Below are 20030 nucleotides of genomic sequence, written 5' to 3'. Positions count from 1 at the left end.
GGCAACGGAAGGGTCTATTCAAACACATGGTTTCAACAGGATGTGAGAAGCCTGCTGATCAGGGAAGCGCAGAATGGGCGTGAGCAATGAGTCTTGACCCTAAGATCAATGGAAATCGCGGGATTTTGGTATGATCCGCACCGCCCGAGGATGCCGGGGAGCCGGTGTTTTCCCACGCCACGCATAGGGATCAGGCCCGGGCTTCACCACTTCATCCGCATGTGCCAGAGGCAGGGCTGGCGCGCCCTCTCCATCTGCCAGCTCAAGCAGGCGCGCGGTCCAGTCTGCTGCATGTTCAATCATCAGATGAGCAATCTCGTCGTGCTTCTGCAGCCGGCCCGTCACATAGATAAGCTTGCTGGCCATGATCACATTACGGAACCGCTCAAGGGTCTGTGGCCAGGCCACACAGTTGACAGTCCCCGTTTCATCCTCAAGTGTCAGAAACACAACACCCTTGGCACTGCCGGGGCGTTGACGCACCAGAACCACCCCCGCATAGGCCATCCGGTTTCCGTTACGCATAAGCGGCACATCCGAGGCCTTCCGGAAGCGTTTCCGGTCAAGCTCTTCCCGGAAAAAGGACAGGGGATGCGCTTTCAGGGACAGGCGGGTGGTCTGATAATCTGTCACCACATGCTCGGACAGGGGCATGTCTGGCAGACTGACCGGGGCCTCTGCTCCCGTATCCCGGGCTTCCGCATGGGCAAAAAGCGGCAGAGGCCTGGTATTCCGCTCAGCTTTCACCTGCCAGAGCGCCTGTCTGCGATCAAGGCCCATGGATCGGAAGGCATCTGCTGACGCAAGCCGCTCCAGCGCGGAAACCGGAAGGCCTGATCGATCCTTCAGGTCTTTCAGGTCCTCATAATCCCGGTGTCGGAAAGCCAGCACTGTTGCCGCGTGTTCCGCCTGAAAACCATCCACCAACCGCAATCCAAGGCGCACGGCCCAACCGCCTCTACCGTCTGCTTCCAGAATTGTATCCCAGTCAGACCGGTTCACATCTGCAGGTCTCACCTCAACGCCATGATCGCGGGCATCCCGTACCAGCTGGGCAGGAGCATAGAATCCCATGGGCTGAGCATTCAGAATACCCACACAGAAAACATCCGGATAATGGCACTTGATCCAGGACGACACATACACAAGGATCGAGAAGCTGGCTGAATGGCTTTCAGGAAAGCCATATTCCCCGAACCCCTGAATCTGGTTGAAGCACCGCTCGGCAAAGTCCCGCTCATAACCACGCTCAACCATGCGGCTGATCAGCTTATGCTCAAGCGTATGGATTGTGCCGCGCCTGCGGAATGTTGCCATTGCATGCCGCAACTGATTGGCTTCATCCGGCGTGAATTTCGCTGCATCAATGGCAATCTTCATCGCCTGTTCCTGGAACAGGGGCACACCAAGAGTCTTTTTCAGGATCCGTTCAAGTTCATCCCGAGGGCCATGGTCCGGGTGCGGCGCGGGATAGTCAACCGGTTCCAGTCCGTCCCTCCTGCGCAGATAGGGATGGACCATATCTCCCTGGATCGGGCCTGGTCGGACAATCGCCACTTCAATCACCAGGTCGTAGAATTCTCTGGGCTTCAGGCGCGGCAGCATGTTCATCTGCGCCCGGCTTTCCACCTGAAACACGCCAATGGAATCAGCCCGGCAGAGCATCTCGTAGACTGCAGGATCCGTCGGCTTGAGGCTGGCCAGCGTTTCCTCTCGTCCATAATGGCTTTGCAGAAGCTCAAACGACCGGCGGATGCAGGACAGCATGCCAAGGGACAGGACGTCCACCTTCATCAGCCCGAGAGCTTCCAGATCATCCTTGTCCCATTCCACAAAGGTGCGATCCTCCATGGCCGCGTTACCGATTGGGACCGTTTCAGACAGAGGCCCCTCGGTCAGGACAAAGCCCCCCACATGCTGGGACAGATGACGGGGAAAACCGATCAGATCTTCTGTCAGTTCAATGACCCGTTTGAGATAGGCATCATCAGGATCGAGCCCCGCTTCCCGGATCCGCCTGTCTGCCATAGCATCACTTGAGCGCCCCCAGACCGTCCCGGCCAGAGCGCCGGTGACGTCTTCCGACAGGCCCATCACCTTGCCCACCTCCCGGATGGCACTGCGGGAGCGGTAGGAGATGACCGTGGCCGCAATGCCTGCCCTGTCACGGCCATAACGCTCATAAATATACTGGATGACCTCTTCCCGGCGCTCATGCTCAAAATCCACATCGATATCGGGCGGCTCCCGCCTTTCACGACTGACAAACCGCTCAAACAGCAGGTCAATATCATCCGGATCAACAGAGGTGATGCCAAGGCAGTAGCACACTGCCGAATTGGCTGCAGACCCACGCCCCTGACAGAGAATGCCGCGATCGTCTCTGGCAAACCGCACAATGTCATGAACCGTCAGGAAATATTGCGCGATCTCAAGCTCTTCGACCAACGACAGCTCATGCCGCAGCGCTGCGACCACCCTGTCCGGCACCCGATCAGGATAGCGCCAGTCCGCTCCTTTCCAGGCAAGCTGTTCCAGATAGGACTGGGCCGTCATGCCCGGAGGTATCGGTTCCGTCGGATATTCATAACGCAGCTCATCAAGGGAAAAGGAACAGGCTGAAACCAGTTCCATGGTTTCTGCCACAGCCTGTTCATATCCCCTGAACAGACGCAGCATCTCATGGGACGGCTTCAGATGCCGCTCTGCATTCTGATGAAGCAGGAACCCGGCTTCCGTAATCTTCACCCCATGTCGGATGCAGGTGACCACATCCTGCAGATCCCGGCGCTCAGACCGATGATAATGCACATCATTGGTCGCCATCAGCCTGAGACCACAGAACTGTGCCAGCTCATCCAGTTGCTCAAGCCGCGCCCTGTCCTCTCCCCGATAGGCATGGGAGGCCACAAGGCGGGGACGGGTCTTCAGCCGCGATACGATTTGCATCAGTTCATCGGCAAATCCACAGGACAGGGTTTCAGGCGGCAGGATGGCCAGCTCCCAATCGTCTTCGTAAGCCTCCACATCTTGAAAGGTCAGCAGGCACTCCCCCTTGGCGGCCTGTCGCTTGCCATGGGTCAGCATGCGGGACAGGGCACCATAGCCCTTGCGGGAGCGGGGATAGACAAGCAGTGACGGAGCATCCTGCACGTCCAGTCTGCAGCCGACCACAAGAGGGAGACCCACAGATTTTGCCGCCACATGAGCCCTCACCACACCGGCAAGGCTGTTCCTGTCGGTGACCGCAAGAGCAGACAGGCCAAGCTCAGCAGCCCGTTCCACATATTCATGGGGGTGGGACGCACCTCTCAGAAAAGAGAAGTTCGTTGTGACCTGCAATTCCGCATATGAGATCACAGGAAAAATCCATGCATATACCAGACAGGGCGACGTCCCTCTGACTGATAGGTTCCGGCCCGGAAAATCCAGTAGCGCTGACCGGCCTCATCCTCGACCTTGTAATAGTCCCGAACGCGCGGGTTTTCCTTGTCCGTGCTGCGCCACCATTCCGGTTCAATCCGCTCTGGTCCGCTGGCTTTGACAACCCGAAAGGCCCGCTTCCGCCATTGAAATCGCGCAGGTGGCCCATCCGGAAGGTCTGCAATGACATCCACCACTTCCGGTCGCGACAAAAGTCTGATCGGGCGGTCTGCTCCGGCAGGCAGATCAATGGCCGGAGCAGCAAAGCCATCAAGCCCCGGCGAAACCGCATGGGCCCGTTCCGGGACATGACTCTGATTGAGAGCAAGTACGGACACGGCATCAGCACCAAGCCGGTTGCTGAACAGATCAACAACCCGCATCACGGCCCGGTCATCCTGTATCCGAGCTCCAGCTGCCATATCCGGCAAAGATGTCTGCTCACGATGCAGCAATTCTGTTTCAACGGCTTCAAGTGTCAGGGCGTCAAAGCCGAACCCGGCATCCAGCCCGTCCGTCCGGTCCTTTAGCAGTCGCAGAAAATGTTCTGTCTCATCACTGGCCCGGGCTGTTCTGATCACGATGGTGACAACGCCGCCTTCGGAGCGGAACAACAGCCCTGCAAGATGCCGTGCGCCCCGCCCCTTCTGCTGCAACAGCCTGCACAGATCTTCCAGCGCATCCGCCATCTGCTCCAGCAGGGCCTCTTCATGAACCAGCGGCTCGGCAAACGAGCGAATGATCTGATAGCGCATTCGGGGACGCATAGGCGACAAAGGTTCGTCTCGCAGCCCCCGGATCTGGTCAAGACGCCTGAGGACCGCCGCTGACAGAATATCTGTTTCAAAGCGGCGGGCCAGACTGTCCCGCGGAACCGTCATGATCTGCCCAATGGTTTTCAAACCCAGTCGACGGAGCATAAGCCCTGTTTCAAGGTCAAGACGCAAGGCATCCACCGGCAGGGGAGCAAGACGTTCCATGAGGGAGCCGTGGGGGACAATCAGATCTCCCTCACCATAACGCGCAAGCGCATATGCCCCACCGGGGGTTTCCGCAATCGCAACGCGATGCCTGAGCCCGAATCCTTCCAGCGCCCCGGACAGGTGCTGCAGAAGCGCTTCCTCTCCACCGAACAAATGGGCACTGCCGGTTATATCCAGCCAGAACCCGTCCGCACCATCCGGCGTAACCCAGGGACAGAACTGCTCGGCCCAGACACAAAGCGATTTGAGGCCTTTCCGATCACCCTCCGGGTCAGCATCCGCGGTCTGCAGGGCCGGTATCATGGACCGGGCATCCGCAAGGGTCATGCCTGCGGTGAGGCCTGTCCGCCGGGCAGGTCTGTTTATGGCAAAGAGTCTGGCTGCCCCGTTGAGGGTCTCTGTCAGGGCAAAAGGCTTGTCAAAATCCCATGCAGAAGAGTTACATTTGGCGGAATTACATGCGACGGGCCGGCCTTCGGACTTTATCCGCGAAGGGTACGATCTGGCCTGATGCTGTTTTTGCAGGCGACGCATGGCTCTGTCGATGGGCCATTGCTGCAGCCATATGGAAGCGATCCGTCTCATTGTCCCATCCAAGTTTCCAGCGCCCCGGACGCCCTCGCCGGATTTTCTCAAGGCCAACCTGCCACACAGGCTGGCCGGGACGTCTTGTGTCATAGCGCGCAGGCAGGCTCTGCTGAGGCTCAATCCGCCACCGCGCACTGGCAGCACTGGCACCAGCCGATGGTCCTGTCCGCATGAGAAAACAGGGCGTGCGCCCGTTCTGACCGGCCAGTTGCAGGCGCTGTGTTTCCCGAAAACCCACATCGTCAGCCTCACCAATGACCGCCGAAAATGCCCTGGCCCTCAATCCTTCCTCAAGGGCCCAAAGAACTTGCTGATCCTTTCTGACCAGCACATGGACAATCCTGTGTACAGGCAAACCAAGCCGCATGAGTCCTGGCGCATAAAGCCCGCCAAACTCCCGGAAGTGCCGATGCGTCATCACCCACAGGATGGCCTCATCCCGCTGCCCGTTTTCAGCCTGCTTCCGCAAGATCCGAGTTAAAAGGGCGAGACCAAATCCGCGTAGAGACGCCCCGGACGTGTAATCAGCGTCAAGCTCATAAAGCCCCTGTTCAGACATCCCGCCGCGCAGGGCCTCATCAACTTCGGGCGCACCGAGAGACAGAGATTTGTCTGCCCCGTCTGTACAGGCCAGCTGCCCTGACTCCATGGTTTCAACTTGTCTGATGCGCTGCCGCAGACACGCAAGAGCCTCTTGGCGAGACTGAAAACTCCCCGCCATATCACACCTTTCCATACTCTCTTAAACCTTTATCAGGACTCACTATTCTGTCCTGACATCCCTAATTGTTCTTGTTTTGTTCTAAAGAGTCAAGTCACCATTTCTATCTGCAAAAGACATCACGCTGGGGAGACAGGTTCTTCACCGAAAGGCCCCTTGACCCGCAGAATGAGCGATGGTCCATTTAAGGCTCTGATTTTCCAGCCTGCCAAGCTCCGAGAGTTGCCATGACATCCTTCACTTTCAATACGGCCAAAAGCATTGTGTGCGAACCCGGCGTCATTGCACGATTGGGCGAGCTTGCCCTGCCGCTTGTTGGGAATCATGTGCTTCTGGTCACAGATCCCGGTCTCATTCAGGCCGGTTTGCTGGAACCGGTCGAACAGGCCCTGAAAAAGGCTGGAATCGCTGTCACGCTCTTCAGGGATACCGTTGCGGACCCGCCTGAACACCTGGTTCTTGCGGCAACCGACCTGGCAAAAGAGACCAATGTCACAGGCGTGATCGGCTTCGGCGGAGGGTCCTCACTCGATATTGCCAAACTAGCAGCCCTTCTTGTCACCGGTACCGACAGACTGGACGATATTTACGGCATTGGTCAGGTCAGGGGTCGCCGCCTGCCGCTGATCCAGATACCTACCACGGCCGGAACCGGATCCGAGGTGACACCAATCTCCATCATCACCATTGGCGATGGGATCAAGAAAGGTGTTGTTGACCCGGAACTCCTGCCTGATCTGGCACTGCTTGATGCAGACCTGACCCTAGGCCTGCCTGCTCATGTAACAGCCGCAACCGGCATTGATGCCATGGTTCACGCCATTGAGGCCTATACATCGAAAAACCCGAACAACAACCCTCTCTCCCGGGCACTGGCAAAAGAAGCCCTTCGCCTGCTCGGGGCCAATATCGAAACAGCGGTTTTCAACGGCCAGGACAGACAGGCCCGCTCCGACATGCTGCTGGGCTCTTTGATGGCCGGGCAGGCCTTTGCCAATTCACCTGTGGCAGCTGTTCACGCTCTGGCCTACCCCATTGGCGGCTTCTTCCATGTTCCCCACGGGCTTTCCAATGCGCTGGTTCTGCCCCATGTGCTCAGATTCAATGCAAAAGTCTGCGCCCAGAGTTATGTGGAACTGGCACCCTGGGCCTTTCCATCCATGGATATGAGCGGCAGCGTTGCAAGTCTTGCCGACCGCTTCATCAGCACACTTGCCAGGCTATCGGAGAAACTGGGACTCGAAACCAATCTGCGCCAGGTCGGCATTGCAGAGCCTGATCTGGAAAAGCTGGCAAAAGAAGCCATGGGGCAGACCCGACTCCTCGTCAACAATCCACGCGACATTCAGGAAGTTGATGCTCTGACCATTTATCGCAGCGCCTGGTAGGTATTCATCATGACAGATCGACTGTATCCGGATACCCGTGATGATTATCGCTACTTTCTGACCATTCAAACACGCTGGATGGACAATGATGCCTACGGACACGTGAACAATGTCACCTATCTCAGCTATTTTGACACTGTTGTGAATCAGTATTTAATTGATCAGAATACTCTCAATATTGAAGAAAGTTCTGTTATTGGTCTCGTTGTCGAAACACGATGCAGCTACTTTGACTCCATATCTTTCCCTGACATCGTTCATGCTGGTTTGCGTATTGCTCGTATAGGAACAACATCTGCTACTTATAATATTGGAATATTTAAAAATGATAATTATAAAACTGCAGCGCGTGGTCACTTCATTCATACCTATGTTGACAAGACCACCAATACCCCTCAACAACTACCGCCATTATATCAGAAAGCTCTAAACAAGCTGCGCGTTTAACAATTAAGCGTAAAAATTAAACCAGATTTCTGTTATATTTTTAATTGAATCTTTCTTCTTCAGAACATTTAGCTGTTCACAACAGCCAAATTTTGGGTATTTAATTACCTCTGGAGCATATAATAAGCGCTGTTCGCATAATCCGGAGCCAGATCTTGAAGCCAGCCGCACGGGATAGCCAGCAAAAACTGATCAGCATGATTATGTCCGGGGATCTTAAACCAGGCGACAGACTGCCGGATGAGCAGAACCTCATGCAGATGCTGAGCTGCGACCGCAAGGCGATCCAGAAAACGCTTTCCGATCTTGCAGCCCGCGGTCTGATAATCAGACGGCAGAGGGCTGGCAGCTTTGTGGCCATGCCGGATAATCATACAATCCGTCTGACCACACCGGACAAGCTTGGCTCACCGGATTTCTCACAGGTCCTTTGCCAGCCAACCTCAATCTCTCCGACGGGTCATGACAGCCTGAGATCTGCTCTCGGAACCGCTGCCAGCGATCGGAACTTTACGGCCTATGCCAGTGTGCTGCATCTGGACGGGACAGCGACGTCTCTGGAGGAAGTGCTCATCAGTCCGGACCTGAATATCCTGATTTCCGGCAACCCCCATTCGGAGACTATCGGCAACCGGATTCACCGTCTGCTGCCCTGGGCTGCCATTGATTATTCCATCAGAGCCATAGCGGCAGATGCGGATATTGCTGAAAGGCTGCACATCAAGCAGGACGCATCCTGCCTCACCGTGATGCGGCTGATTAAAACGCCGGACAGAACACTGGCAGCCATCCGGCAGACTTTTGTGCCGGACAGCTCTGAGTGCAAAGCCACATTCGATCCACTGAGCTAAAGTACGTCCTTATCCGAACGCACCGAAGTGGTGAGTGATGCCGGTGCCGATTTCCCGGATCATTTCAAAACTCCGCTCAAGCGGATTGATCAGCTCTGTGTGAATGCGTGAGTAATTCTCAACGCCACGGGGCTCATAGCTTGCGTCTTCCTGATATCCGACAACCTCTTCCCCATCCCGGCCATGCGGGAATGTTTCACAAAGAATCTGGACAGCCTCATCCACGTCAAGGGACAGAATCCGGTCCAGAAGCTGGTCGTAGGAAAAGTCGTTCCTTGTAGAGAATTTCGGCACTTTGGCTGCAAGCAGGAATACGTGCATGATCAGTGCCAGCCGGATCGCATGCAGCAGGTCAAGCTCAAGGCGGTAGGCGTTGGGTTCCTTGCCACCATCAAGACCAACATTGTTCAGGATGCCGTGCAGGTCGATTGCATCAAGCCGCAGATGGTGCACCAGCCCGTTGATGGAAGACGAGCGCTCGTCATCCAGAAGATATTCCGCCAGAGCACGGAATGACGCATTGTGCTCGACTTCCTGTCCGGCATAGGCACGTGAGGCCCAGAAACCGGCGTCAAACAGCGCCGCATAGGCACCCATTGCGTTCAGGCTGCTCAACCGCTTGGCCTTGGCAACCATTTCCAGAAGAGACCGCAAGCGCGGTGATGTCTGGCTCAGCTCCAGGAACCGGTCATTGTCATGGCCGAAGGCCGCACCGACACCGGCAACCACATTCGCCACATAGCCGAACTGCTGCAGCAGAGCGTTATTGGGAATAGCCCGCATATGAGCCGGATCACCACGATCACCGGTATGGGCATAATCCCGCTGTCGCTTCACATTGCGCGAACCGGTCCTGTACAGCAGATTGGCACCGAATGCCCCGAGCACCGTACGATACCCGCCATGGGCAAACAGATCCTGCTGATAGCGACGCAGACGGGATGAGAAATCAAGTACGATATCCCGATCCTCATAGAAAGGATCCGGTGCGTCCGAGACATCCTGCCCGGCTTCATACAGGCTGATCATGGAGGCCATGGCCAGCATTTTCCGGCTGAGGAACAGGAAGCCATCGCCCCCCTGGAAGCTGGTTTCATGCTTGACGGGGACACCGGCACGCTTGAAGGCTCTCCGGACTTCCGCAGACATCAGATAATGCGACCGGGACTTGAGGTCACCGGGATGTGCACCACGACCCAGAGATTCACCGTGGGTACTGAAGATCACGGCTTCCACGCCCTGAACACCGGATTTGCCAAGTGCGTTTGCAAGCCGCAGATGAATCCGTTCAATAGCCAGGGTTGCGGTAATCTGGCCGACGAAACGGCCCGCATCGGAGAACCCGGTCTGAATGCACATGCGTCCGCGCGCTTCGATATAATCTCGATACACATCCTGGGCCAGAAGCTGCTCCAGGAAACGCCCACCAGCATCCAGCCCGTCCGGGGTTTCGAACAGCGGCGAGATGTCAATGTGATCGGCCACACCGAACAGACGTCCGAAATAAAGGGCAATCAGCACGGTGACTGGGCTTTCGCACTCGGCAATCAGGAAACGGATCGGCGTGTCAGCATCCACATGTTTCACCAGCTGCGCAATCAGGGCGAACTGCCGGATAGCCGTCGCTGTTTCAGCCTGTACAGAGCCGAAATTGACGCTTTCGACCTCTGTCTTGCGGATCAGTTCGATCACACGGGCTGGCACCGCATAATCATCCAGATTGCGTGCCCAGTCTTCATCCACAAAGGCGCGGAAAGCGTTGTGCAGCTGGATGGCATTGATCCGCACATGAATATGTGAAGCCCCGAGGCCATATGTGTCGATCAGACCACGCACGGTCAGCAGAGCGCGAAGCCCCTCTCCTGTCGGCAAGGTATTAGCCAGAATATCAAGATCAGCTTCCAGATCGCTCTTGGAAACAAGCTTGCGGGGGTCATTGCGTGTCAGGTCATTCGCAATACGGGCCAGATTGCTCATGTCGCCAGCGACACCGTCCACTGCAGCAATCTGATCCGCGACACAATCGATGGCATCATCAACGCGGCGCAGACAGTTCCTGAGAGCAGCACCGGACTGATGATCATCCCCCACACCATTACGCAGGTCCGCCAGACGCTGCCGCAGGTCCAGCAGGCCAACGCGCTTTTCTTTCAGCCGCAGATGAAAAGACCCGAGCCAGTGGATGTCCGTCCGGCCATCCAGATCATAGCCGATCCATGACGCATCTGTTGACAGGACCGGTCGCAGCCCGCGCCACTGATCCGGATACAGTTCTTCAGCAACAGCAAAAATAATCCCGATCAGTTCGGACTGAGCCGCGCGCAGATGGCGCAGGGTTGCCTGGCCTTCACGATGCTCATAATCCAGAGTAATCGGCGCGTCCGGCTTGTGGCGCAGATCCATCTCATTGAGATCTTCGCCATATCCGCAAGCCTGATCCATCATCCGGCCACGCATTGCCTCAGACGAACCGAATGTCGGATGCGCCGTCAGAACAATACCCATGGAAGCCCGTGACCAGTGGGCTGCAAAGTCGTCAAAGGACCGCTCCGTCCCGTCAGCATCCCGGGCGCTGGCCCGGACAAGGTCGGCAAACCGTCCAAGCAATGTGTCCCGATCCTCAAGACCGGACCGGTCACGGATATTCTCGGACCGCCGCTGAGCAGCACGATTCATCAGGCTTGCAGCCAGCTGGTCCAGCTCCTCAATGCTGACCCGATGCGCTTCCAGATCCCGTGACAGCTCGAAACCCAGCCTGGAAATCGGATTGATCGAAGGGGCATCCGCAAGCTTGTTGCGCAAGTCGACCAGACGCGTCCGCAGCGTCTCTTCATTGATGGGGTAAGTCGACATCGGTTCAACCGCTTTCACAACAGCCATACCGTTCCCTCTCTTCCTTTGCGCATCCGCTCAAACGGATAAGTTACTTCAAGATCCGGAGATCAGCAGAACCTGAATATCGGCCACATTGGTCCCGGTTCCGCCGGTCATAACCAGATCACCAGACAATGTGTGGGCCTTATTCGAATCATTATTGTCCAGAAGCGCCAATACGTTGCCATCTGCCCGAACAATCCGGTCAAGTGAGCCAGGATCAACCAGCGCGCCTGCCGCTTCCGTCGGACCGTCCCGGCCATCGGTCCCGGCACTCAGGAAAACCCAATTGCCGTCAAGACCCCGATCCTGCGCCTTGCAGGCCAGCCGCAGAGCCATCTCCTGATTGCGTCCACCCAGGCCATCCCCTTTCAGAACGACCGTGGTCTCGCCACCACTGACAATAGCGACCGGGCGATCAGCCACATCCGCTCCGGACAATGCACCGGTGTATCGCTCGGCCGCATCATCCACATCACCATCCAGCCAGTCATCAAGAAGCTGCACCTGATAGGCTTCAGATGCTGCATCCATGGCCGCTTTGACACTGATAGCATTGCCCCCGATGAGAATATTGGTGACCGGAGCCATATCCCCTTCTGAAACCGCGCCCTGCTCTTCACGTTTGACCAGATGGTTTCTGATCGCATCCGGGGCGGTGTCAAAGAGATTGTAGGTTTCGAGAATGGTTCGCGCACGCTCAACCGGCAGGGTTGATTCAACCGTCGGACCGCTGGCAATTGATTCAAGATCGTCGCCAGGCACATCAGACAGGATCAGTGAGAGAACGCGTGCCGGAGCTGCGGCCTTGAGGAACCCGCCACCCTTCAGACGTGACAGGGCCTTCCGGACCGCATTGATTTCGGTAATGTCAGCGCCGGACGCCAGAAGCCCCTTGGTCAGCTCGATCTTGTCATCAAGGGAAACCCCTTCAGGGGGGCATGGCATAAGGGCTGATCCGCCGCCGCTCATCAGAACAAGAACAAGGTCCTGTTCGCCAGCGCCCTTCAGGCAATCGAGAACGCGCAGAGCGCCCTGATGGCCATTTTCATCCGGCACCGGATGTCCGGCACCAATCACCTCGCAGCCATCAAGGGTGCGTACGTTTTCATAATTGGTAATAACCAGAGCCGTGCGGTTTTCAGCGCGGACATGGGCCAGCGCCTCCTCCACCATCGGGCAGGCAGCCTTTCCAATCCCGATGACGTAGAGATGGCCTGCCGGATCAAGGTCCTGATCGGTTGCCGCCAGTGCCTTACGCACAGCACCAGCCGGATCAGCAGCCTCAACAGCAGCCTGAAAGAAGCGGATTGCATCCGCACGCATCTCTTCTCTGGTCTTCAGGGTCATTTACGCGCCTCGTCGTAGCCCGGGTCCTGCGCCGCAGGATTATTATCTTTCAAGGCAAACGGTTTATGTTCGCCGCCTGTTCGGCGGCGTTATCGCATTCACGCTTCCCCGGCGCAAGACAGAGCATCAGCGATAAGTCTGTCGGGGGTCAGATCAGACCGACCCCCGGATTTTAGAGCCCGTCCACTCTCTGTTGGTTCACTTGACCGGCTTTTCTTATTTGCTGACAAGGCGAGCAGTCTGCGGTGATCTGGTTGATCATAAAGATTGCTCAACGCTGCTCAGCAGGCAAGGAAAACCGGCCTTCGGTGGGGCGATATGGCCCATCGTCGTCGTCAAAGACCTTGCACGATCCACCAGATCGAGCTGCGTTCTTTTCCTAGCCGAATGAACCATATCGCCTCCATCAAATGATCCAACAAAGAGGGGACGTGCTCTAGTGTCAGGCCGCCTTCTGCAGACCTGCCAGAACGTCAGCAACAACCGGGCCGAATTCTGCCGGGCTTGGCACGACGGTAACACCAGCTTCCTTCAGGATCTCAACCTTTTCCTGCGCGGATTCACCAAAGGCTGAAATGATGGCACCAGCATGGCCCATGCGACGGCCTTTCGGAGCTGACAGACCAGCAATATAGGCGATTACCGGCTTGCTCATGTGATCACGGGCATAGGCTGCGGCTTCCGCTTCCTGCGGGCCACCGATCTCACCGATCATCACAACGGCATCCGTGTCCGGATCCTGTTCGAACAGCTCAAGCATATCCTTAAATGATGAGCCGTTGATCGGATCACCACCAATGCCAACACTGGTGGATACGCCAATGCCAAGTGCCTTCATCTGGGATGCCGCTTCATAGCCGAGCGTCCCGGAACGTCCGACAATACCCACACGACCCGGCATGTAGATATGGCCCGGCATAATACCCATCATGCCTTCGCCTGGCGTGATCATGCCCGCACAGTTGGGGCCGATAAGCTGCATGCGCTCTTCACGACGATAGCGGCGCATGTAGCGCTTGACACGGATCATGTCCTGAGCCGGGATACCATCCGTGATACAGACACAGGTCTTGATGCCTGCGTCAGCAGCTTCCATGATGGAGTCAGCAGCAAAGGGAGGCGGTACGAAGACGATAGACGCGGTAGCACCGGTTTCCTGAACAGCACCCTTCATGGTGTTGAAGACCGGACGGTCAAGATGGATCGTGCCACCTTTACCCGGCGTAACACCTCCCACCACATTGGTGCCGTATTCAATCATTTCTTCAGCGTGAAAGCTGCCGATGCGGCCCGTATAGCCCTGAACGATAACTTTGGTTTCGCGATTAAGCAGAATACTCATCAGTCTCTCCTCACGCAGCCGTTTTGGTAACAGACTGCCAGGCGGCAACCGCCTTGTCAGCGGCTTCTGCCAGCGTGTCCGCTGTGATGACATTGTGGCCGCTCTCATCAAGAATACGACGGCCTTCTTCCACATTGGTTCCGGCAAGACGCACGATCAGGGGCACTTCAACACCCACTTCCTCGATGGCCTTGACCACACCTTCAGCAACCCAGTCGCACCGGTTAATACCGGCGAAGATATTCACCAGGATGGCTTCCACATTCTTGTCAGCAAGAACCGCGCGGAAAGACTTCGCCACACGCTCCGGTGAGGCACCGCCGCCGATGTCCAGGAAGTTTGCCGGCTCACCGCCGGACAGCTTGATCATATCCATGGTTGCCATAGCAAGACCGGCACCATTGATGATGCAGCCGATATTGCCGTCCAGTCCCACATAGGACAGGCCACGGTCACTGGCATAGGTCTCACGCTGGTCTTCCTGAGACTTGTCACGCAGTTCCGCAATCTGCGGGCGACGGAACAGAGCGTTCTCGTCAAAGGACATTTTGGCATCAAGCGCCACAATGGCATTGTCACCGGTGACCACGAGCGGGTTGATTTCCACCATGGTGGCATCAAGATCGCGGAAAGCGCGATAACAGCCCATGACGGTTTCAACAGCCTGACGGATCATGCTGGAACCAAGGCCGAGGCCAAAGGCGATCTCACGGGCCTGAAAAGCCTGCATGCCGACAGCCGGGTCAACTTCCACACGGATGATTGTGTCCGGCTGCGCTTCAGAAATTTCTTCGATTTCCATGCCGCCAGCTGCAGAAGCCACAACCATGATCCGCTCTGACTTGCGGTCCATGACAAAGCCCAGATAGATTTCCTGAGCGATGTCAGTCGCTTCTTCAATATACAGGCGAGACACCAGCTTGCCACGCTCACCGGTCTGATGGGTTACCAGGCGCTTGCCGAGCAGCTCGTCTGCCGCATCCCAGATTTCGGTCTCGGTGGAGCATACCTTGATGCCGCCAGCCTTACCGCGGGCTCCTGAGTGAATCTGCGCCTTGACGACCCATTTGGAACCGCCGATTTCATGGGCCCTGTAGGTTGCCTGTTCTGGGCTGTAGGCCAGACCGCCGCGAGGGATCGGAACACCGAAACCGGACAGCAATTCCTTGGCCTGATACTCGTGAATATCCATCTCTGTCTCCTGAAGGGGATAATCCGGGTCGTAACCGACCCGGGATCGCCTTATTCAGCAGCTGCGGCTGCACGTGCGGCTTCCGCCGCCTTGATTGCGTCATTGACCACCAGCACGTTGCGCGCCATGCGCTCAGATGCTGCATCGATCATCTTGCCGTCGAGAGCAGCGGCACCTTTGCCCTGCTCTTCAGCTTCGCGGAGAGCAACAATAATGCGCTCGGCGCGATCCACTTCAGCGGCAGGCGGTGAGAAGATCTCGTTGGCCAGCTCGATCTGAGACGGGTGGATAGCCCACTTGCCCTCAATACCCAGAGCAGCGGCACGGCGGGCACCGGCACGGTAGCCATCCGGATCAGAGAAATCACCGAACGGCCCGTCAATGGCGCGGAGGCCATAGGCACGGCAGGCAACAGTCATGCGGCTGAGAGCAAAGTGCCACTGGTCGCCCGGATAATCCGGGTTCAGGCCACCGATGTTCACCGTACGTGCACGGCAGAATGCAGCATAGTCAGCAACGCCGAAATGCATGGCTTCCAGACGGCTGCCATAGCGGGCGATCTCTTCCACATTGGCCATGCCAAGCGCGGTTTCAATCAGGGCTTCGAGGCCGACACGGGTTTCATAACCCTTGGCCATCTCGATCTGGTTGACCATGGCCTCAACCATGTACAGATCGGCAGAAACACCAACTTTCGGGACCAGAATGGTGTCGAGCTTGTCACCGGCCTGTTCCATCACATCGACCACGTCGCGATACATGTAATGGGTGTCGAGACCGTTGATGCGCACGGATACGGTCTTGCCCAGACCACGCCAGTCAATATCGTTCAGCGCTTCAATGATGTTCTTGCGGGCCTGCTCCTTATCGGGTGGAGCAACAGCATCTTCAATATCAAGGAAGACGTAGTCGGCAGCGCTTTCGGCGGCCTTTTCGATCATGGTGGGGTTGGACCCCGGAACGGCCAGCTCGCTGCGCTGCAGGCGGGCTTTCCGCAGATGGTGAATGGTATGACTCATAAACCTGTCTCCTCCTGGGTCGCCAAGTGGCGACCCGCACTCAAAATCCAGAACAGATTAAAAACCCGATCGCCTATCAGGCTGCTTCGGCCAGTTTCATCGGCTGGGATGTTTCACGGAAATACTCAACAGCAGCACCGACACCGGAGCCCGGCACGATTTCAATACCGCAATCCCGGAGTGCCATCTCAGCGCCACCCAGAGCACCAAGAACCATGACCTCATTGAGCGCACCCAGGTGACCGATGCGGAAGACTTTTCCGGCAACTTTGCTGAGGCCAACACCAAGAGAGACATTGTACTTGTAGTAAGCGGTTTTCACCACTTCGGCGCTGTCAAACCCTTCTGGCACCATGATGGCGCTGACGGTATCAGATTCCCATTCCTTGCCAGCCGCACACAGTTCAAGGCCCCACGCCGCAACGGCACGACGAACGGCTTCAGCCATACGATGATGACGGGCAAAAACAACATCCAGGCCTTCTTCCAGCAGCATATCGAGAGCCACGCGCAGACCGCGCAGAAGCTGGGTCGCCGGGGTATACGGGAAGTAACCCTGATCATTGGTCTTGATCATGTCTTCAAAGCTGAAATAGCAGCGCCGGAAGGTGGAGGACTGATGCGCGTCGAGCGCCTTCTGACTGACAGCAAGGAAGCCCAGACCCGCCGGAAGCATGAAACCCTTCTGGGAACCGCTCACGGCACAATCCACACCCCACTCTTCCATACGGAAATCAATGCTGCCGATCGCGCTGACGCCGTCAACAAACAGCAGCGCATCATGATAGGCGTCATCCAGCGCCTTACGCACAGCAGCAATATCGCTGGTTACACCGGTCGCTGTTTCGTTGTGACAGCAGAACACAGCCTTAATAGTGCCATCTGTGTCAGCTTCAAGGCGCTTTGCATATTCCTCGACCGGAACACCCTGGCCCCATTCAACGTCAATCACGTCCACTTCGAGGCCCATACGCTCTGCCATATCAACCCAGAGATGGGAGAACTGGCCGAAACGGGACATCAGAACACGGTCGCCCGGATTGAGTGTGTTGGTGATCGCCGCTTCCCAGGCACCGGTGCCGGAAGACGGATAGATGAAAACACGGCCGGTTTCTGTCTTGAAAACCTTCTTCAGGTCTTCAAACAGCGGCTTGGTGAATTTCGGGAATTCGGGAGACCGCATGTCTTCCATAGGAAGGTTCATCGCCTGACGAACTTTTTCAGGAATGTTGGTCGGTCCTGGAATGAACAAATGAGTATAGCCAGACATGTCATCCTCCGCGCTTAGCCTGTGGCGGGATCACATACCGCCTTAACCATTTCGCAAGAGAATGAAGAAAAATCCGGCTCTCAACAACACCCGGTCGGAGAGGAAATACAGACCAATCGGATAGGGGAATTTACCCAGTGGTGCGCGCCGCGACTACCCGACAGGGTGGGTCAATCTACCCCTGTGGCTGTGCTTCACAGAACTCATATTTGCCAATGTCGATGTCACCCCACCAACCCCAAAGCGCAATCAGAGGATCAGCCCCTGTGGTTGTGTCATGTGACGTCCGGGACGGCACATGCACCACATCGCCAGCTGAGAAGTCCTGACCAGGCAGGGGCATGACTGATACCTTGGCTCCACCACCAATAAAATAGTAGAATTTATCGGCTTCATGCCGATGCAACGGGTAATGGATATCAGCGTCAATCACAAAGACACCGAACCGACAATGATCCGCTCGCCAGCGGCCATGCGGGCCAATAATCTCCGTATAGGCATGATGTCCGGCAAGGCCGCCCGGCACGTCCTCGCCCGGCGCCTCATGCCAGGGCAGAAGCTCGGCAACCGACCTCAGACCCTGAAGGATGGCGCGCGTCGCATCGGGAAGCACCACATCATCAATCACATCACAGCTCTTCAGCCAGTTGGGCTCACTGCCCTCAGACGCATCCTCCAGCGGAACAGCACTCAGCCTGATTGCATAGTCACGCAAAAGCTGATGATCGCTTTTCTCGAAATGCTCAATAACCTGCTGAACAAACAGCGCAACGTGATCGATTTCCATCACATAAACTCCAGGGCCAATGAGTCTCCTCTATCAGGCTGCCCGAATTTTCGCTAGGAAACTGTCAACTTCAGACTTCAGACTCTGTGAATTCGTATCAAATTCGCTCGCCTTGGCAGAAACATCATCAGACTCACGTCCCGTTTCGATGGACGATTCAGAGACCCTCGCGATACTGCCCGTAACAATTTCGGTGCTGCGCGCCGCTTCCTGAACGGAGCTAGCGATCTCGTTGGTTGCAGCGCTTTGCTGCTCGATTGTACTGGCAATCGCAGCCGATGTTTCATCAAGAGAGCCAATGACAGTCGCAACAGAATCAATTGACCCCATGGCAGTCCGTGCTGCCACCTGCATTTCCTCAATCTGGCGCGAAATCTCTTCTGTCGCCTTACCGGTCTGAGTGGCCAGTGACTTTACTTCATTTGCGACAACAGCAAAGCCTTTGCCAGCCTCGCCCGCCCGGGCAGCCTCGATTGTCGCGTTCAATGCCAGCAGATTGGTCTGTTCGGCAATTGCGGAAATCATATCAACCACAGCCCCGACGCTTTCTGCTATCCCGGCAAGCGCCTTCATCTGCTCGCCAGTTACAGCAAACTCGCTAACAGCCTTGCTTGAAGCGCTGGCAAAGTCTGAAACGCGGCCGTTTATTTCAGCAATCGTCACCGTCATTTCCTCAACAGCGGATGCAACAGCCTGAACATTTTGCGAGGCCGCTTCCGCAGCACTGGTAACCTCGACAGCCCGTGAACTTGTATCACTTGACCGATCATTCATGCTTCTGGCAGTTCTGCTCAGCTCCGTCGACGCATTGCTTATCAAGGTCACGATACCGCCGATCTTCTGATCAAACTCGCCAGCCAACCCGTGCATGGCCGCCTTTTTCTCAGCCTCTGCCTGATCTTTCAACGCAGACTGCTCTTCGCCTAATCTGTCCATCTCGATCTTGTTGGCTCGGAAGACTTCCAGTGCGGACGCCATCTCGCCAACTTCATCCTTGCGGCCCAGCTCTTTGATCTCGAAATCCACGTCGTTTCTGCTGAGGCGCCCCATTGCCCCTGTCAACCGGGAAATCGGCTTGATAATACCAGCGCGCAGAACAAGAAATGCGGCGAGAACGATCAGAATTGACGCAGCGGCAATCAGGCCCTGCGTGAAAACAGCATCGTCAAAATGCTTGATGTTTTCAATTTCAAGCGCTCCAGCCCCATCAATATTGGTCTGCAGCATCTGCCCATTGAGATCACTCAGGCTGTTGAACAAGTCATTGAAGCTCGAACGGCTGATCTCATCAGCGACATCATCATTGTTGTTACGGCTCAGGGACACGATCTTCGTGTTGAGAGCCAGAAGCTCCCTGAACTTGTCAGTAACATTGTTGAACTTCTCGGTCTCTTCACCTGGATCCAAAGTCACCCTGAATTGTTCGAGAGCTTTCTTTGCCTTATCAGTCTCTTTTGCCATCTGCTGCTCAAGGCTGTTCATGACAGCCTCGTTCGGCGCAATAATGTGTGATTTCTGCAGAATATAAAGCCGGTCTATCGCTATGCTGACCGAGGACAGGTTCACAATGCTGATGAGATAATTGTTGTATATCTCCTCTCCCCCCGCCTGCACATCACTCAGACTCCGGTAGGACGTAAAGCTGGACAGGGCCACCAATCCGGCGAATACAGAGAAGATTGCAATGAAAACAGTCGACAAGCGCAACGACTGGAGAGAGCTAAGAAGCGGCATGATCACTCACATATTACCGTGATGAGCAGAGCAAGAAGTTTCTGCTCAGAGGGGAAATTGA

14 protein-coding genes are annotated in these 20030 nt (G+C 56.1%); 3 read left to right on the top strand and 11 right to left on the bottom strand.

Features of this window, described 5'->3' with window-relative positions:
* Positions 1-105: 105 nt before the first annotated feature.
* Genes RA157_RS07815 through RA157_RS07805 form a run of 3 tightly spaced genes read right to left on the bottom strand, consistent with a single transcriptional unit; the run spans position 106 to position 5643 of the window.
* The gene (locus RA157_RS07815) at positions 106-3360 is read right to left on the bottom strand and encodes an error-prone DNA polymerase (protein WP_350335900.1); all 3255 of its coding nucleotides are present in this window, start codon (positions 3358-3360) and stop codon (positions 106-108) included.
* On the bottom strand, positions 3357-4940 hold the full coding sequence (locus tag RA157_RS07810; protein ID WP_350336171.1) for a Y-family DNA polymerase: 1584 nt from the start codon (positions 4938-4940) through the stop codon (positions 3357-3359). The genes RA157_RS07815 and RA157_RS07810 overlap by 4 nt, the downstream gene beginning before the upstream one ends.
* Positions 4861-5643: an ImuA family protein gene (locus RA157_RS07805; protein WP_350335899.1), complete on the bottom strand. Its 783-nt coding sequence runs from the start codon at positions 5641-5643 to the stop codon at positions 4861-4863. Before RA157_RS07805 ends, RA157_RS07810 begins: the two co-directional genes overlap by 80 nt.
* 299 nt (positions 5644-5942) lie before the next feature.
* On the opposite strand from RA157_RS07805, the gene RA157_RS07800 reads away from it, so the two are divergent.
* The 3 genes from RA157_RS07800 to RA157_RS07790 all read left to right on the top strand — a co-directional run bounded on the left by RA157_RS07800 (position 5943) and on the right by RA157_RS07790 (position 8401).
* Positions 5943-7103 carry an iron-containing alcohol dehydrogenase gene (locus tag RA157_RS07800; RefSeq protein WP_350335898.1) on the top strand — a complete coding sequence of 387 codons (1161 nt, stop codon included), beginning with the start codon at positions 5943-5945 and terminating at the stop codon, positions 7101-7103.
* A 9-nt stretch (positions 7104-7112) separates the two neighbouring features.
* Positions 7113-7550 carry an acyl-CoA thioesterase gene (locus tag RA157_RS07795; RefSeq protein WP_350335897.1) on the top strand — a complete coding sequence of 146 codons (438 nt, stop codon included), beginning with the start codon at positions 7113-7115 and terminating at the stop codon, positions 7548-7550.
* Between the two features lie 155 nt (positions 7551-7705).
* Positions 7706-8401, top strand: coding sequence for a GntR family transcriptional regulator (locus RA157_RS07790; RefSeq protein ID WP_350335896.1), 696 nt, complete (start codon positions 7706-7708; stop codon positions 8399-8401).
* Positions 8402-8410: 9 nt separating this feature from the next.
* Here the strand turns inward: RA157_RS07790 and RA157_RS07785 are convergent, their stop codons facing one another.
* From RA157_RS07785 to RA157_RS07750, 8 genes are all read right to left on the bottom strand, one after another.
* Entirely contained in the window at positions 8411-11281 is a 2871-nt protein-coding gene (locus RA157_RS07785) for a phosphoenolpyruvate carboxylase (protein ID WP_350335895.1), read from the bottom strand.
* A gap of 48 nt (positions 11282-11329) precedes the next feature.
* Positions 11330-12625: a glycerate kinase type-2 family protein gene (locus tag RA157_RS07780; protein ID WP_350335894.1), complete on the bottom strand. Its 1296-nt coding sequence runs from the start codon at positions 12623-12625 to the stop codon at positions 11330-11332.
* A 442-nt stretch (positions 12626-13067) separates the two neighbouring features.
* The gene (gene sucD, locus RA157_RS07775; protein ID WP_350335893.1) at positions 13068-13967 is read right to left on the bottom strand and encodes a succinate--CoA ligase subunit alpha; all 900 of its coding nucleotides are present in this window, start codon (positions 13965-13967) and stop codon (positions 13068-13070) included.
* Positions 13968-13977: 10 nt separating this feature from the next.
* Positions 13978-15159, bottom strand: coding sequence for a malate--CoA ligase subunit beta (locus tag RA157_RS07770; protein WP_350335892.1), 1182 nt, complete (start codon positions 15157-15159; stop codon positions 13978-13980).
* A gap of 50 nt (positions 15160-15209) precedes the next feature.
* Positions 15210-16178, bottom strand: a complete 969-nt coding sequence (locus RA157_RS07765; protein ID WP_350335891.1) for an HpcH/HpaI aldolase/citrate lyase family protein — start codon at positions 16176-16178, stop codon at positions 15210-15212.
* A gap of 76 nt (positions 16179-16254) precedes the next feature.
* The gene (locus RA157_RS07760; protein WP_350335890.1) at positions 16255-17448 is read right to left on the bottom strand and encodes an aminotransferase class V-fold PLP-dependent enzyme; all 1194 of its coding nucleotides are present in this window, start codon (positions 17446-17448) and stop codon (positions 16255-16257) included.
* 175 nt (positions 17449-17623) lie between these two features.
* Positions 17624-18235, bottom strand: coding sequence for a dimethylsulfonioproprionate lyase family protein (locus tag RA157_RS07755; protein ID WP_350335889.1), 612 nt, complete (start codon positions 18233-18235; stop codon positions 17624-17626).
* Between the two features lie 33 nt (positions 18236-18268).
* Entirely contained in the window at positions 18269-19969 is a 1701-nt protein-coding gene (locus RA157_RS07750; protein WP_350335888.1) for a methyl-accepting chemotaxis protein, read from the bottom strand.
* Positions 19970-20030: the final 61 nt, after the last annotated feature.

Origin of the sequence: Coralliovum pocilloporae, from assembly GCF_030845175.1 — a bacterium.
Taxonomy (GTDB): Bacteria; Pseudomonadota; Alphaproteobacteria; order Rhizobiales; family Cohaesibacteraceae; genus Coralliovum; species Coralliovum pocilloporae.
The sequence above is the reverse complement of the archived record's forward strand: the minus strand, read 5'-3'. Positions and strand labels throughout refer to the sequence as shown.

Coding starts and splice junctions, on each gene's coding strand:
- RA157_RS07810 (WP_350336171.1), bottom strand. CDS start 4,940: ATGCGTCGCCTGCAAAAACAGCATCAGGCCAGATCGTACCCTTCGCGG.
- RA157_RS07805 (WP_350335899.1), bottom strand. CDS start 5,643: ATGGAGTCAGGGCAGCTGGCCTGTACAGACGGGGCAGACAAATCTCTG.
- RA157_RS07755 (WP_350335889.1), bottom strand. CDS start 18,235: ATGGAAATCGATCACGTTGCGCTGTTTGTTCAGCAGGTTATTGAGCAT.
- sucD (WP_350335893.1), bottom strand. CDS start 13,967: ATGAGTATTCTGCTTAATCGCGAAACCAAAGTTATCGTTCAGGGCTAT.
- RA157_RS07800 (WP_350335898.1), top strand. CDS start 5,943: ATGACATCCTTCACTTTCAATACGGCCAAAAGCATTGTGTGCGAACCC.
- RA157_RS07765 (WP_350335891.1), bottom strand. CDS start 16,178: ATGAGTCATACCATTCACCATCTGCGGAAAGCCCGCCTGCAGCGCAGC.
- RA157_RS07750 (WP_350335888.1), bottom strand. CDS start 19,969: ATGCCGCTTCTTAGCTCTCTCCAGTCGTTGCGCTTGTCGACTGTTTTC.
- RA157_RS07760 (WP_350335890.1), bottom strand. CDS start 17,448: ATGTCTGGCTATACTCATTTGTTCATTCCAGGACCGACCAACATTCCT.
- RA157_RS07795 (WP_350335897.1), top strand. CDS start 7,113: ATGACAGATCGACTGTATCCGGATACCCGTGATGATTATCGCTACTTT.
- RA157_RS07770 (WP_350335892.1), bottom strand. CDS start 15,159: ATGGATATTCACGAGTATCAGGCCAAGGAATTGCTGTCCGGTTTCGGT.
- RA157_RS07785 (WP_350335895.1), bottom strand. CDS start 11,281: ATGGCTGTTGTGAAAGCGGTTGAACCGATGTCGACTTACCCCATCAAT.
- RA157_RS07780 (WP_350335894.1), bottom strand. CDS start 12,625: ATGACCCTGAAGACCAGAGAAGAGATGCGTGCGGATGCAATCCGCTTC.